Here is a 13391-nt window from a genome sequence, read left to right as displayed (position 1 = left end):
TGTCACATCGGGATTTTCTCGGGAGGGGGCTACCCTCCCGGCTGCATCCATTTATTGCGGCAAATCGCCCGCGGGGCGTCCCAGCCATTTAAGCGAAATCTTGTCCAGGTCGCCGTTTTTCTTGGCTTCCGCAAGGATGCCGTTGACGGTCAGGCGAAGCGTGTCTTCCCCTTTGGGCACGCCGATAAAGTTGGGGCTTTCCTTGAGCAGCAGCTTGTACTCGGTGCGCAGCTGCGGGCTCTTGCTCATGATGTTGCCGGCCACGGAAGCGCCCGTGGCGATGAGCTGCACCTGGCCGGCGGTGAAGGCGTTCACCGTCTTGAAGTTGTCGTCAAAGCGGCGGATATCGGTGCCCGAGGGGGCCAGCTTGTTGAGTTCCTCGTCCTCGACCGAGCCGCGCGTCACCCCGATGGTTTTTCCCGCCAGGTCGGTGAAGCTCTTGATATTGAGTGTTCTTGGGCCAAAGACGGCCTGGAAGAAGGGCGAATACGCGCCGGCGAAGTCAATCTGCTTTTCCCGGTCGGGGTTTTTGCCCAGGGTCGCGATCACCAGCGACGCCTTTTTCGTCTGCAGGTAGGGAATGCGGTTGGCACTGCTGACGGGAATCACATCGACCGTCACGCCCAATTTGGCGCCAATGTAGTTGGCCATGTCGACGTCGAGGCCCTGGATCTTGAAGTCCGCCCCCATGGAGCCATAAGGCGGAAAGTCGGGCGGAACCGCGATGGTGATTTTTTTGTTCTTGAGGATGGTGTCCAGGGCGCTTTGCGCATGGACGCCAAAGCTCGACAGGAGTGAAAGAACCGTCAGGCTCAGCGAAAGCAGGAATTTACTTGAGGTCATGGCACGCTCCGTAGGTTGAAAAAGTCATACCGATTTGCGCCGATGCGACCTGAATCCGGAATCTTGCGTGCAAGTCTTGTGCCAATCTTTGGCCAAAAAACGGGAGTCCAATTTCCGGCGCAAAAAGAAGGGCTGGCGGGCCTGCACGGTTTCCTGATGGGCGTATCCGGCCTGAACCGTTGACCTTGTCAGCCTATACCTTCTTCTTATTTTTTGGGCCCGGCATTTACCCTTTTGGGGGATGATTTCGTTGAATTTGTCACTATTTGGTATACAAGATATGTGCACCCGTCTGGCGTGCTTATGCACCAGCATGCGGCTTTTCAGGTAACCGCCCGCACCAGAAAGGGGATTGCCCTTCCCGCGGCCCCTCAGTCCATCTTGGCACCGGAAGCCTTGACGGCCTGGGCCCAGCGCGGCATTTCAGCGGCCAGGAACTGCGTGAACTCCTCGCTGCCCATAAAGGCCGGGTCGGCGCCCTGGGCCACCATGCGGTTGCGGATGTCCGGGTTGTTCATGACCTGCTTGAAGGCGTCGCTCAGCTTGGCGGTCACGTCCCTGGGCAGGCCGGCCGGTGCGAGGAAGCCGTAAAACCCGACCACTTCAAAACCTTTGATGCCCGATTCGATGACGGTCGGGATGTCGGGCAGGGCCGGGTTGCGCTCCTTGCTGGTCACGGCCAGGGCGCGCACCTTGCCCTGCTTGTGGTAGTTGGCGGCCTGCGGAATGGATTCGCCCATGAACTGCACCTGGCCGGCCATCAGGTCGGTAAAGGCCGGCGCGCTTCCGCGGTAGGGAATATGGACCATGAACAGCCCGGTGGCGTTTTTGAACATCTCGGGTACGAGATGGCTGATGCCGCCGTTGCCGGCCGAGCCGTAGTTGACCTGGCCGGGCCTGGCCTTGGTGTAGGCGATGAATTCCTGCAGGTTGTTGACCGGCAGCTTGGGGTTGACCAGCAGGGCCAGCGGCTGCATGGCGGTGCGCGCGATCGGCGTGAAGTCTTTGAGCGTGTTGTAGGGCAGCTTGCTGTACAGCGCGGGGTTGATCACCATCACGCCGGTGTTGGCCAGCATCAGGGTGTAGCCGTCGGGCGGGGCCTTCATGACATCCTGGGCGCCCACGGTTCCGCCGGCGCCCGACTTGTAGTCGATCACGATGGGCTGGCCCAGCACCGCTTGCAGGCGCTCGGTCAGCAGGCGTGCATGCTGGTCCAGCGGGCCGCCGGCCGGAAAGCCGATGACGACGCGTATGGGCTTGTCGGGAAATGCCGCCATGGCGGTGGAGCAAGCCAGTGCGGCGACGGCCAGCAGTGTGAGCGCTTTGCGGGGCAAGGCGAGAATGCGATTCATGAAGTCTCCTGTTGTGCTTGTTTCCGCGTGTAAGCGACGCCCGGGCCGCGCGGTGCTGTTTGATCATAGTGAGCAGCGGTCGCTCAAGTGACAGTGTTTTATCGGGGGCTTCCCGGATGTGGGCGCCGCGGACTCGGGGTAGGCTGAAGCCCCCAAGTCAGCACTTGCCTGGAGCCCTTCTTGTCCCTTGAATCCGATACCGGCCAGGCCGTCCCCGCCGCGACCTCGCATACCTTGCACCACCAGGTCTGGCCCAAGCGCCTGCCGCACAGCATCACGCCACCGGCCACCTCCTTGTGGCACAACCTCGCGGTCAGCGCGCTGCGTTTTCCCGACAAACCCGCGCTGGTGTTCTTCAATCGCGTGCTCAGCTACGCCGAGGTCATGCGCCAGGCCGAGCGCCTGGCCGCCACCCTGCACAGCCTGGGTGTGCGCAGCGGCGACCGCGTGCTGCTCGACATGCAGAACTGCCCGCAGTGGGTGATCGCGCACTTTGCCATCCTGCGCGCCAACGCGGTGGTGGTGCCGGTCAATCCCATGAACCGGGCCGAGGAGCTCAAGCACTACATCACCGACCCCGATGTGAAAGTCGCCATCACGGCGGCCGACCTGGCGGCCGAACTCGCCAGGGCCAATGCGCAGCTGGCGTCCGGCGAGCGGCTCTCGCACATGGTGGTCACCCATTACAGCGACGCCTTCGACCTGGCCGGGGAAGGCGAGGGCGAGGGCGACGCCGCCATGCCGCCGGCCTGGCGCGAATGGCTGGGCACGCGCCATGCGCTGCCGGCGCTCGAAGGCGGCGGCGGCGTGATCGACTGGGCCGACGCAACGTCGGGTAAAGCGCTGGAGGCGGGCGAGCTGCCGCCGCACACCGCCACGCCGCAAGACCTGGCCGTGCTGCCCTATACCAGTGGCACCACCGGCCTGCCCAAGGGCTGCATGCACACCCACGCCAGCATCATGCACAACGCGGTGGCCAGCTGTTTATGGGGCGGCAGCACTTTCGAAAACGTGACGCTGTCGGTGGTGCCCATGTTCCATATCACCGGTATGGTGTCGGTGATGCACGCATCCATTTACGGTAGCGCGACGCTGGTCATCATGCCGCGCTGGGACCGCGAGCTGGCCGGGCGGCTGATCTCGCACTGGCGCGTGACGCACTGGACCAACATCCCCACCATGGTGATAGACCTGCTGGCCAGCCCCAACTTCGCTGCCTTCGACCTGAGCAGCCTCGTCTACATCGGCGGCGGCGGCGCGGCCATGCCGCAGGCCGTGGCACAGCGCCTGTGGGAGCAGTACGGCCTGCGCTTTGCCGAAGGTTACGGCCTTACGGAAACCGCCGCACCCTCGCACAGCAATCCCTATGACGCCACCAAGCAGCAATGCCTGGGCGTGCCCTTCATGAGCTGCGACGCGCGCGTGATAGACCCGCTCACGCTCAAGGAAGTGCCCCAGGGCGAGCAGGGCGAAATCATCATGAGCGGGCCGCAGGTATTCCAGGGCTACTGGAAGCGCCCGGACGCGACGGAGCAGGCTTTTATCGAACTCGACGGCAAGCGCTTTTTCCGCTCGGGTGACCTGGGCCGCATGGACGAGGAGGGCTACTTTTTCATCACCGACAGGCTCAAGCGCATGATCAACGCCTCGGGCTTCAAGGTCTGGCCGGCGGAGGTCGAGGCGCTGATGTTCAAGCACCCGGCCATCCAGGAAGCCTGCATCATCTCGACCCGTGACGCCTACCGCGGCGAAACCGTGAAAGCCGTGGTAGTGCTGCGTCCCGCCGCCAAAGGCAATACCAGCGAGGAAGAGATCATCAACTGGTGCCGGGATAACATGGCGGCTTACAAATACCCGCGCGTGGTGCAGTTTGTCGACGCGCTGCCCAAGAGCGGCTCGGGCAAGGTCATGTGGCGCGCGCTGCAGGAAGCCGAGCAGCGCGGGTCCTGAGCGTGCCGGCCGCCGCGGCCCTGTTTTCTGGAGACCCGTTTGAAAATCACCTCGGTCAAGCCCTTCATCCTGCATGTGCCCGTGACGGGCTCCCAGATCGCCGACAGCACACACACCATCTCGCACTGGGGGGTGGTGGGCGCGCAGATAGACACCGACACGGGGCTGAGCGGTTACGGGTTTACCGGCACCCATGCCCATCTGCCCAGCGACCAGCTGATCACGCGTTGCATAGAAACCTGCCACGCCCCACTGCTGGTCGGAGAGGACGCGCTGGATACCAACCGCCTGTGGCTCAAGCTCGCGCGCAACCCGGCCCTGCAGTGGGTGGGGCGCGCCGGCATCACCACGCTGTCCCAGGCGGCGATCGACATCGCGCTGTGGGACCTCAAGGCGAAAGCCGCTGGCGTTCCGCTGTGGAAGCTGCTGGGCGGCCAGGTGCGCGAAAAAGTGCGGGCCTACAACACCGACATAGGCTGGCTCAGCATCCCCGACGAGCAACTGGTGGCCGGCGCGAAGCGCGCCGTCGACGAGGGTTTTACCGGCATCAAGGTCAAGATAGGCTCCAGCGTGGACCGCGACTTGAAACGCCTGGAGGCCGTGCGCCGTGCCATAGGCCCGTCCATCACCTTGGCCACGGACGGCAACGGCAAATGGGACCTGCCCACCTGCCAGCGTTTTTGCCGGGCGGCCGAAGCCTTTGACCTGTACTGGATTGAAGAGCCGCTCTGGTATGACGATGTGAAAGGCCATGCCCAGCTCGCGCGCAGCACCCGCATTCCTGTCGCGCTGGGCGAGCAGCTCTATACCCACGACGCCTTCGCTGAATTTTTCCACCAGGAGGCGATTCACTGGGTGCAGCCCGATGTGACCCGCATGGGCGGCATCACGGAGGTGCTGCGCGTCTGCGACACCGCGCATTCCTTCCGGCTGCCGGTGGCGCCGCATGCGGGCGACATGAGCCAGGTGCACGTGCACCTGAACCACGCGCACCCGGCCTGCGCGGTGCTGGAATACATTCCCTGGATCAAGGATTGCTTTCTTGAACCGGCCCAGGTGGTGGACGGCCACTTCAGCCTGCCGCAGCAGCCGGGCGCCAGCACCACGCCAACGCCGGCCGCCTGGGCAAAGTTCCGCCAGGCCACGGCCTGATTGCCGGTGCCGCAACTGCAACCCATCCATGGCCAAACCCACTCCGCCCACACTGGATGACTTTGGCGGCAAGCCGCTGGCCGGCTGGCGGCTGCGGCTTTACACCATCATCTTCGAGGCCGACACCCGCGCGGGCCGGCTGTTCGACAAGGCGCTGATCGCCCTGATCCTGGTCAGCATTGCCGTGGTGATGGCCGACAGCGTGCAGTCCGTGCATGCCGCGCACGGGAAGCTGTTCTCGGTGGTCGAATGGGTCTTCACGCTGCTGTTCACCGCCGAGTACCTCGCGCGCCTGGCCTGCGTGCGCAAGCCGCTGCAGTACGCGACCAGCTTTTTCGGCATCATCGACCTGGTCGCGGTGCTGCCGACCTATTTGGCGCTGTTCTTTCCCGAGCTGCACGCCCTCATCGACGTGCGTGTGCTGCGGCTCTTGCGCGTGTTCCGCATCTTCAAGCTCGCGGCCTATGTGGCCGAATACCAGTCCCTGGGGCGGGCGCTGGCCGCCAGCGGGCGCAAGATTTTGGTGTTCCTGTCGGCCGTGGTGATGATGGTTCTGGTCATGGGCACGGTGATGTATGTGGTCGAAGGGCCGTCCAACGGCTTTACCAGCATCCCGACCTCGGTCTACTGGGCCATCAGCACCGTCACCACCGTGGGCTTCGGCGACATCACTCCCAAGACCGACCTGGGCCGGCTGATCTCGTCTTTCATGATGCTGCTGGGCTGGGGCATCCTGGCCGTGCCCACCGGCATCGTCACGGCCGAGATGGCGGCCGAGCGGCGCCTGCAACACCTGCCCTTGCCGACCACACGCAGCTGCCACGAATGCCTGACCGAAGGCCATTTGCCGGAAGCGGATTTCTGCTTTCACTGCGGCGCCAGGCTGCCGCTTTACCAGCGCCAGGAGGCGAAGGCTGAAGCTTCCTAGCCGGCCCTGGTTTTATTCGCCGGCCGTCAGCCGCCGCGGCGTGATCTCCACCGAGCCCAGCGCCGTGCTCATCCAGACCGTGCCGTCCTGCACCGTCACCTGCAGTTGCATGCTGCGCTCGGCGAGTCTGGCCAGCGCCTGGCTCTCGGCCGCGTCGATTTGCCAGACCACCAGGTTGGCGGCACGTGTGAGTTTGCTTTCGATGTTCTTCCACCAGACCGGCGTGCTGCTGGCAAAGCTGTAGACACTGACGCGCTCAGCCCGGCCCGCGGCCTTCATCAGGCGCTTGTCGTCGGGCTGGCCCACGTCTATCCAGTGCAGGATCTGCTCGGTGTAGTCCTTGTGCCAGAGCGCGGCCTCGTCCACGTCCCAGAGGTCCTTGGCGAACTCCAGGTTGCCCTTTTTGTCGTCGGCCGGCACATTGAGCGCGAAGGCCAGCAGGCGGATCATCATGCGCTCATCGGCCTCCGACGGGTGGCGCGCAATCGTCACGCTGTGGTCGGCGTAGATATTGCGGTCCATGTCGGACAGGGCCAGCTGGGCTTTGTAAATGGTGGCTTTGAGTGCCATAGGGTGTGCTTCTTTATCTCGGGTCTGGACGGGAACTAACCCTCTATTGGAACAGAGCGCGCGAGCTTGCCGGCGAAACCCCCGGCAAGCGCGGTTTATCGCTGCTGGCTATAGTGGCCCGACCATGCAACTGTCCGTCCTCGACCAGTCCGTCGCCGTCACCGGCCGCACGGAAGACGCCTCCATCCGTGAAACCCTGACCCTGGCCCGCCATTGCGAGGCCCTGGGCTACCGCCGCTTCTGGGTCAGCGAGCACCACAGCCACCCGACCATCGTCGGCTCCGCGCCCGAAGTGCTGATGGCCGCGATCGCCGCGACCACCAGCCGCATACGCGTGGGCAGCGCCGGCGTCATGCTGCCGCACTATGCGGCGCTCAAGGTGGCGGAGCAGTTCCGCGTGCTCGAGGCCCTCGCGCCGGGCCGCATAGATCTGGGCGTGGGGCGCGCGCCGGGCTCGGACATGCGCACGGCGCGGCTGCTCAGCAGCGACCCGCGCCAGTCGGCCGAGAATTTTCCGATCCAGGTGCGCGAGCTGCAGGCCTGGCTGGCCGGCGTCGACCTGCCAGAAGGCCACCCGGGCCGCGGCGTGACGGCCAATCCCATGGGCCCGAGCACGCCCGAGATGTGGATGCTGGGCAGTTCGGACTACGGCGCGCAGCTGGCGGCGCATTATGGCCTGCCTTATGCGTTCGCTTATTTCATCACCGACGGCCAGGGCGCTGACCAGGCGCTGGAACTCTACCGCGCCAATTACCGGCCCAGCCCGCGCCATCCCGCGCCGCAGGCCGTGCTCTGCGTCTGGGCGCTGGCGGCCGACACCGAGGCCGAAGCCTGGCACCATTTTTCGGGCCGGGAGCGCTGGAAGATAGACCGCAACCGCGGCGCGCTCGCGGCCCTGCCGTCGCCCGAAGAGGTGGCGCAGCGCCCCTACACGCCGGCCGAACAGCTGGAGGCCGACAAACTCAGGGCCCATGCATTTGTCGGCAGCGGCCCGCAGGTCGCCGCCAAACTGCGGGCCCTGGCTAATACACTGGAGGTTGAGGAATTGGTGGTGATCACCTGGGCCCACGACCCGGCCGCCCGACGCCGCTCCTACGAACTGCTGGCCCGCGAGTTTTTCTAAACGCAGGCCGTGAACAAGAAATGATCGAGACAAGGAAACAAGCCCCCATGACGACACCCTCCGCAAGCCCGCTTTTCAGCGCCACCATCGCCGGCAGCCTGCCCAAACCGGCCTGGCTGTCTGAAACCAAAAAACTCTGGCCGCAATGGAAGGCCGAGGGCGAGGAGCTCAAGCAGGCCAAGGCCGACGCCACGCTGCTGTGGATCAAGGCACAGGAAGACGCGGGCCTGGACGTGATAGGCGACGGTGAGCAGTCGCGCCAGCATTTTGTGCACGGCTTTCTCGAGCAGGTCGAAGGCATTGATTTCGAGCACAAGGTCAAGATGGGCATACGCGACAACCGCTACGACGCCATGGTGCCGCAGGTGGTGGCCGCGCTCCGGCTCAAGGGCCGCGTGCATGCGGCCGAGGCCCGGCTGCTGCGCGCCCACACCGGCAAGAAGATCAAGTTCACCCTGCCCGGCCCCATGACGATTGTCGACACCGTGGCCGACCGGTTTTACGGCGACAAGGTCAAGATGGCCATGGCTTTTGCCGAGCTGCTGAACCAGGAAGCACTGGCCTTGCAGGCCGACGGCGTGGACATCATCCAGTTCGACGAGCCGGCCTTCAATGTCTATATGAAGGACGCCGCCGACTGGGGCGTGAAAGCGCTGGAAGTCGCGGCCCGGGGCCTGACCTGCACGACGGCCGTACACATCTGCTACGGCTACGGCATCAAGGCCAACACCGACTGGAAGGCCTCGCTGGGCGAGGAATGGCGGCAGTACGAAACCGTGTTCCCGGCGCTGGCCAAAAGCAGCATCCAGCAGGTGAGCCTGGAGTGCTACCACTCCCATGTGCCGCCGCACCTGATGGCACTGCTGGAAGGCAAGGACGTGATGGTCGGCGTGATCGACGTGGCCAGCGACGAGATCGAAACACCCGAACAGGTGGCCGACACCATAGGCAAGGCGCTGCAGTATGTGCCCAAGAACCGCCTGCTGCCTTGCACCAACTGCGGCCTGGCGCCCATGGACCGCGATGTGGCGCTTAAAAAACTGCAGGCACTGGCCCAGGGTGCGGCGCTGGCGCGCGAGCGCTACAAATAAACCTTATTCAGGTTTGATGAGCGCCAGGCACAGCCGTTCCATCTCCCGCGCCCATGCGGCGCTTTCGATGTCACCAAGGCCAATCAGCAGGCTGTAGCGGCGCCCACCCCAGACCGCCAGGTGCATGGCCTGGATGGTTTCGGCCGGCGGCCGCTGCGGCAGGTCGGTGCAGGCGTCGACCACCCGCGTCCAGGCGGCCAGCAGTTCCTCGTGCACGCGCCTGTGGTGTTTGCCCTCGGCAATGCCAGCTTCCAGCGCCAGCATGCCGGCGTCGAACCAGGGCAGCTCGGGCGTCTTCACACCGCAGGCCAGGCGGACCAGCGTGCGCAATCTTTGTTCCGTGCTGAGCCCGGGCGGCGTGACCGCCTGCTGCTCTATCGCCAGCAGCAATTGCTCCATGCAGTGCCGCACATAACCCGACAGCAGTGCGGCCTTGTTGGGGAAATAGTCGTACAGCGTGCCGACGGAAATGCCGGTTTCCAGGGCCACCGCGCGCGTGCTCACGCCGTCCCAGCCGTCGCGACGCCAAATCCGAACAAAGGCGTCATAAATGGCCTGCACGGTGAATACCGCGCGCGCCTGCGTGGGGCGTTTCAGGGGCTTGGCGGCCGGCGGTTTTCCGAACCCGGGAGGAGGGCGGCGGCTATACATTGGTCATCACTCACCGATCAGGAATGAAAGAGGCACCATGAACAATCCGGCCCCGCTGACGCGGCTGCTCACGCGCAAAAATGCATTGAATCACACCCGGGTGGACCAGCAACAGCCCGCAGGCGACACCCCGGGCGAAGCCGTCCTGAAAATCCGCCGTGTGGCCGTCACCACCAACAACATCACCTATGCGGCCTTTGGCGACGCCATGCAGTACTGGGATTTTTTCCCGACCGGCGAGGCGGACTGGGGCCATATGCCGGTGTGGGGTTTTGCCGATGTGGAAAGCTCCAGCGTGCCGGGCGTGGAAGTGGGTGAGCGCTTTTACGGCTACTTTCCGCTTGCGAGCCATTTGCGTGTGCGGCCCGAGCGCGTCACCCAGCGCGGCTTTTACGACGGCACCGCCCACCGCAAGGCCCTGACCTCGGCTTACAACCAGTACATGCGCTGCAGCGCCGACGCCGCTTACCGCCCCGAGGACGAAAACTACCAGATGCTGGTGCGCCCGCTGTTCATCACCTCCTTCATGCTGGCGGATTTTTTGCAGGACAACGCCTTCTTCGGCGCGCGGCAGCTGGTGTTTTCCAGCGCATCGAGCAAGACCGCCTACGGCACGGCTTTTTGCCTGGAAGCCTTTGCGCAGGTCAAGCGGGTCGCGCTGACCTCGGCGCGCAACAGGGGTTTTGTCGAGGCGCTGGGCTGCTACGGCGAAGTGGCGAGCTACGAGGAATTGCCGAATCTGGACCGCAGCACGCCCACGCTGTATGTGGATTTTTCGGGCGACGAGGGCTTGCGCATGGCGGTGCACATGCATTTCGGCGAATCGCTGGTCTACGACTGCTATGCGGGCTCGGCGCAGAACACGCAGTTCCTGCGTCCGCTGGACATGCCGGGCCCCGAGCCGAAGTTTTACTTCGCGCCGGTGCAGATACGCAAACGCAATGCCGACTGGGGCCATGCCGTGGTCAACCAGCGCTTCAATGAAGCACAGCTGGCCTTTATCCGCCGCGTCAGCGATACGCGGGATCCCTGGATGCTGGTGCGTGAGCACCGCGGGTTTGAGGCCGCGCAAACCTTGATCGACGACATGCACGGCGGGCGCATGGACCCGCTGGAAGGACATGTGGTGGTGCTGGACTGAATGCCGGGCGCTGGTGTACGCTGGCGGCATGAGTACCGACCCCACGCTGCCGCACCACCCGCATGACCACGATCACTCCCATGGCCCCGGGCATACACATCCCCATGCCCAGGGCCAGGCCGACCCGCCGTGGAAACATGACGGCGTGCGTGTGATCGCGGGCAACCAGCTCGACGGCAACACCGCGCAGACACCGGGCATGGACAGGCGCGCCGCCATCAACTTCGCCCGCGTGGGCGCGCAAAAGCTGTGGGCCGGCACCGTCACCATCCATGCCGACGCCAAGACCGGTGCCCACCACCACGGCCACCTGGAAAGCGTGATCTACGTGATACGCGGAAAGGCCCGCATGCGCTGGGGTGAACGCCTGGAATTCACCGCCGAGGCGGGCCCGGGCGACTTTATTTACGTGCCGCCTTATGTTCCGCACCAGGAAATCAACGCCAGCCCGACCGAGGTGCTGGAGTGTGTGCTGTGCCGCAGCGACGGCGAGGCGGTGGCCGTCAACCTGGAGATCGAGCCGGTCGAGAAACCCGACACCGTGCTCTGGGTGGACCCGACCCACCCCCACGGAGGCGTCTAAAAAGGCGTGTAAAGCGCGGGTCAAGGCTTTGTGAGGGCGGCATAAAGGCGGTTGAATGTGCGCATAAACGCACACTTTCAGCGGGATGCGGAAAGCTTTCCTTACGAATGTCACTTCGTCCTACAGGATGTATCCAAGGGCGTGGTTACAACTGGGACTCCCCCTACAAAGGAGTTCCACCATGGATACCCAAAACCAAGTTGTTTCCGCTTCCCAACCGGGCTTTGCCCAGCGCCTGCAGCACAGCAAGGCCCTCGTCGCCCTCGTCGCCGTGCTAGGCGTGACCGTCATGGCGCTGGCCGCCGCACTGGTCGTCAACCGCTCCGACGCGCAGCCCGGCGTATCGGCTTACGCCCCCGCCAATGAACCCGCGACAGCCGCCAAGCTCGCGGCGGACACGTCCAAACCACATACCACCAAGCCGCACACCACGCCTACCGTGGTGGCCCAGGCTTCGCCGCGCGCCAATGCCTGCGCCACCTGCGGCACGGTGGAAGCCGTGACCCCGGTGCAGCGCCAGGGCAAGGTCAATGGCGTTGACGTCGGCAACACCACCATAGGCCTGGGCACCGTCGCCGGCGGCGTGGTCGGCGGCCTGCTGGGCAACCAGGTGGGCGGCGGCAACGGCAAGACGGCCATGACCGTGCTGGGCGTGGCCGGCGGCGCTTTTGCCGGCAACCAGATCGAAAAGAACATGAAGAAGGTCACCGTGTACGAAGTGCGCGTGCGCATGGATGACGGCTCGGTGCGCAATATGGAGCTGTCCAGCGCGGTGGCCGTGGGCGCCAAGGTAATTGTTGAAGGCAAGAACCTTCGCCTCGCCGCCTAAAAGCCCCCACGGTCGCTCACTGCGTGTAGCTCCCTGCCCCCCGAGGGGGCCGCCCGCCTGCGGTCTGGCAAAGCCAGTCCCGCGGCTCATGCTGGATTGAGCGTGGCGTCGTTCACGACCTGTCCATCACAAGAAAGAAGACACCCCATGAAAACACTCAAACCGCTCCTGATGGCCGGTTTTGCCCTGACTGCGGCCTTGTCGGCCGGCACGGCCATGGCCACCGGCCCCTACGCGACCGCCACGGTCGAAGGCGCGCTGTCGCCCGGCGTTTACGGCCGCATTGAAATTGGCAACGCGCCGCCGCCGCCCGTGATTTACACGCAGCCCGTCATCATCCAGCGCCCGGCGGTGGTGGTGCAGCAGCCGCCCCTGTACCTGCATGTGCCTCCCGGCCATGCGAAGAAGTGGTCCAAGCACTGCGCGAAGTACAACGCCTGCGGCCAGCCGGTTTATTTTGTGAGAGTCCAGGGCGATGAGGACTATGAACGCGGCAAGCACAAGAAGCACAAGCACAAGGGCGGGGACGGCGATGACCAGGGCCGTGGCGGGAAGCACGGCCATGGCCACGACTGAGGGCCGGGCCTTTCCCGGCCTCCGCTAAAAAAGCCGGTGCCTGCCACCGGCTTTTTTCTGCGCGCCGGGCGGGCATAAACCCCGGGGTTCGCGGGCCCGCCGCGGGGAGCGTAGCATTGGGGCCCTGTTGACCCCGACCCGCATCCGCAGAAAGACATTCCCATGAAAGCCATCTGGAACGGCGCAGTGATTGCGCAAAGCGACGACACCGTGGTGGTGGAAGGCAACCACTACTTCCCCGAGAGCTCGCTCAACCGCGACTACATCACCTTCAGCAACCACCACACCATGTGCTCCTGGAAAGGGCAGGCCAGCTATTACTCGCTGCTGGTCAACGGCGAGATGAACACCGACGCCGCCTGGTATTACCCCGATCCCAAACCCGAGGCCGACAACATCAAGGGCCACGTCGCCTTCTGGAAGGGCGTCAAGATCGAGCCTTGAGAACCTGTTCTTAGGCGCAGCCACAGCCGGGATGCCGGCGATTCATGGAGGAGACCGGGTTTACCCTTTGTTCTCCGCCATTTGCCTGGAACGTTCTGAATGTAATATGTATGCTTATTAAAAGCGACCTCCCCGGCCGCTGCTGATAAGGAGACTCC

The 13391-nt window shown here is 64.4% G+C and carries 14 protein-coding genes; 10 read left to right on the top strand and 4 right to left on the bottom strand.

What is annotated here, in order from left to right; genetic code table 11:
* Window positions 1–51 precede the first annotated feature (51 nt).
* Both AC1D09_RS12430 and AC1D09_RS12425 read right to left on the bottom strand, forming a co-directional pair.
* Window positions 52–843 carry a transporter substrate-binding domain-containing protein gene (locus tag AC1D09_RS12430; RefSeq protein WP_074577399.1) on the bottom strand — a complete coding sequence of 264 codons (792 nt, stop codon included), beginning with the start codon at window positions 841–843 and terminating at the stop codon, window positions 52–54.
* Window positions 844–1214: 371 nt separating this feature from the next.
* Entirely contained in the window at window positions 1215–2195 is a 981-nt protein-coding gene (locus AC1D09_RS12425; RefSeq protein WP_477661804.1) for a Bug family tripartite tricarboxylate transporter substrate binding protein, read from the bottom strand.
* 180 nt (window positions 2196–2375) lie between these two features.
* On the opposite strand from AC1D09_RS12425, the gene AC1D09_RS12420 reads away from it, so the two are divergent.
* The 3 genes from AC1D09_RS12420 to AC1D09_RS12410 are packed head-to-tail and all read left to right on the top strand — an operon-like array spanning window position 2376 to window position 6225.
* Window positions 2376–4145: a long-chain fatty acid--CoA ligase gene (locus AC1D09_RS12420; protein WP_477661803.1), complete on the top strand. Its 1770-nt coding sequence runs from the start codon at window positions 2376–2378 to the stop codon at window positions 4143–4145.
* 39 nt (window positions 4146–4184) lie between these two features.
* On the top strand, window positions 4185–5297 hold the full coding sequence (locus tag AC1D09_RS12415; protein WP_477661802.1) for a mandelate racemase/muconate lactonizing enzyme family protein: 1113 nt from the start codon (window positions 4185–4187) through the stop codon (window positions 5295–5297).
* Between the two features lie 28 nt (window positions 5298–5325).
* Entirely contained in the window at window positions 5326–6225 is a 900-nt protein-coding gene (locus tag AC1D09_RS12410; protein WP_477661801.1) for an ion transporter, read from the top strand.
* Between the two features lie 12 nt (window positions 6226–6237).
* Here AC1D09_RS12410 and AC1D09_RS12405 read toward each other — a convergent pair whose 3' ends face one another.
* Window positions 6238–6795 carry a YaeQ family protein gene (locus tag AC1D09_RS12405; RefSeq protein ID WP_477661800.1) on the bottom strand — a complete coding sequence of 186 codons (558 nt, stop codon included), beginning with the start codon at window positions 6793–6795 and terminating at the stop codon, window positions 6238–6240.
* Window positions 6796–6919: 124 nt separating this feature from the next.
* Here AC1D09_RS12405 and AC1D09_RS12400 point away from each other — a divergent pair, with 124 nt between their 5' ends.
* Together AC1D09_RS12400 and AC1D09_RS12395 are read left to right on the top strand one after the other, a co-directional pair.
* Complete coding sequence (locus AC1D09_RS12400) at window positions 6920–7918, top strand: LLM class flavin-dependent oxidoreductase (protein WP_477661799.1); 999 nt, start codon at window positions 6920–6922, stop codon at window positions 7916–7918.
* A 47-nt stretch (window positions 7919–7965) separates the two neighbouring features.
* Entirely contained in the window at window positions 7966–9009 is a 1044-nt protein-coding gene (locus AC1D09_RS12395) for a methionine synthase (RefSeq protein ID WP_477661798.1), read from the top strand.
* 3 nt (window positions 9010–9012) lie between these two features.
* On the opposite strand, the gene AC1D09_RS12390 is transcribed toward AC1D09_RS12395, so the two are convergent.
* Window positions 9013–9660, bottom strand: a complete 648-nt coding sequence (locus AC1D09_RS12390; protein ID WP_477661797.1) for a TetR/AcrR family transcriptional regulator — start codon at window positions 9658–9660, stop codon at window positions 9013–9015.
* Between the two features lie 37 nt (window positions 9661–9697).
* On the opposite strand from AC1D09_RS12390, the gene AC1D09_RS12385 reads away from it, so the two are divergent.
* From AC1D09_RS12385 to AC1D09_RS12365, 5 genes are all read left to right on the top strand, one after another.
* Entirely contained in the window at window positions 9698–10801 is a 1104-nt protein-coding gene (locus AC1D09_RS12385; RefSeq protein ID WP_477661796.1) for a DUF2855 family protein, read from the top strand.
* 28 nt (window positions 10802–10829) lie between these two features.
* Window positions 10830–11384, top strand: coding sequence for a cupin domain-containing protein (locus AC1D09_RS12380; RefSeq protein WP_477661795.1), 555 nt, complete (start codon window positions 10830–10832; stop codon window positions 11382–11384).
* Between the two features lie 181 nt (window positions 11385–11565).
* Window positions 11566–12213 (top strand): glycine zipper 2TM domain-containing protein, encoded by a 648-nt coding sequence (locus tag AC1D09_RS12375; RefSeq protein WP_477661794.1) that lies wholly within the window; start codon window positions 11566–11568, stop codon window positions 12211–12213.
* 147 nt (window positions 12214–12360) lie between these two features.
* Window positions 12361–12789 (top strand): hypothetical protein, encoded by a 429-nt coding sequence (locus AC1D09_RS12370; protein ID WP_477661793.1) that lies wholly within the window; start codon window positions 12361–12363, stop codon window positions 12787–12789.
* Window positions 12790–12951: 162 nt separating this feature from the next.
* Window positions 12952–13233, top strand: a complete 282-nt coding sequence (locus AC1D09_RS12365; protein WP_477661792.1) for a DUF427 domain-containing protein — start codon at window positions 12952–12954, stop codon at window positions 13231–13233.
* Window positions 13234–13391: the final 158 nt, after the last annotated feature.

Source organism: Polaromonas sp. P1_A2, assembly GCF_056406895.1.
Note: the sequence above shows the minus strand (reverse complement) of the source record. Positions and strands in the feature narration are given on the sequence as shown.

Coding starts and splice junctions, on each gene's coding strand:
- AC1D09_RS12430 (WP_074577399.1), bottom strand. CDS start 843: ATGACCTCAAGTAAATTCCTGCTTTCGCTGAGCCTGACGGTTCTTTCA.
- AC1D09_RS12425 (WP_477661804.1), bottom strand. CDS start 2,195: ATGAATCGCATTCTCGCCTTGCCCCGCAAAGCGCTCACACTGCTGGCC.
- AC1D09_RS12410 (WP_477661801.1), top strand. CDS start 5,326: ATGGCCAAACCCACTCCGCCCACACTGGATGACTTTGGCGGCAAGCCG.
- AC1D09_RS12405 (WP_477661800.1), bottom strand. CDS start 6,795: ATGGCACTCAAAGCCACCATTTACAAAGCCCAGCTGGCCCTGTCCGAC.
- AC1D09_RS12400 (WP_477661799.1), top strand. CDS start 6,920: ATGCAACTGTCCGTCCTCGACCAGTCCGTCGCCGTCACCGGCCGCACG.
- AC1D09_RS12395 (WP_477661798.1), top strand. CDS start 7,966: ATGACGACACCCTCCGCAAGCCCGCTTTTCAGCGCCACCATCGCCGGC.
- AC1D09_RS12390 (WP_477661797.1), bottom strand. CDS start 9,660: ATGTATAGCCGCCGCCCTCCTCCCGGGTTCGGAAAACCGCCGGCCGCC.
- AC1D09_RS12385 (WP_477661796.1), top strand. CDS start 9,698: ATGAACAATCCGGCCCCGCTGACGCGGCTGCTCACGCGCAAAAATGCA.
- AC1D09_RS12380 (WP_477661795.1), top strand. CDS start 10,830: ATGAGTACCGACCCCACGCTGCCGCACCACCCGCATGACCACGATCAC.
- AC1D09_RS12375 (WP_477661794.1), top strand. CDS start 11,566: ATGGATACCCAAAACCAAGTTGTTTCCGCTTCCCAACCGGGCTTTGCC.
- AC1D09_RS12370 (WP_477661793.1), top strand. CDS start 12,361: ATGAAAACACTCAAACCGCTCCTGATGGCCGGTTTTGCCCTGACTGCG.
- AC1D09_RS12365 (WP_477661792.1), top strand. CDS start 12,952: ATGAAAGCCATCTGGAACGGCGCAGTGATTGCGCAAAGCGACGACACC.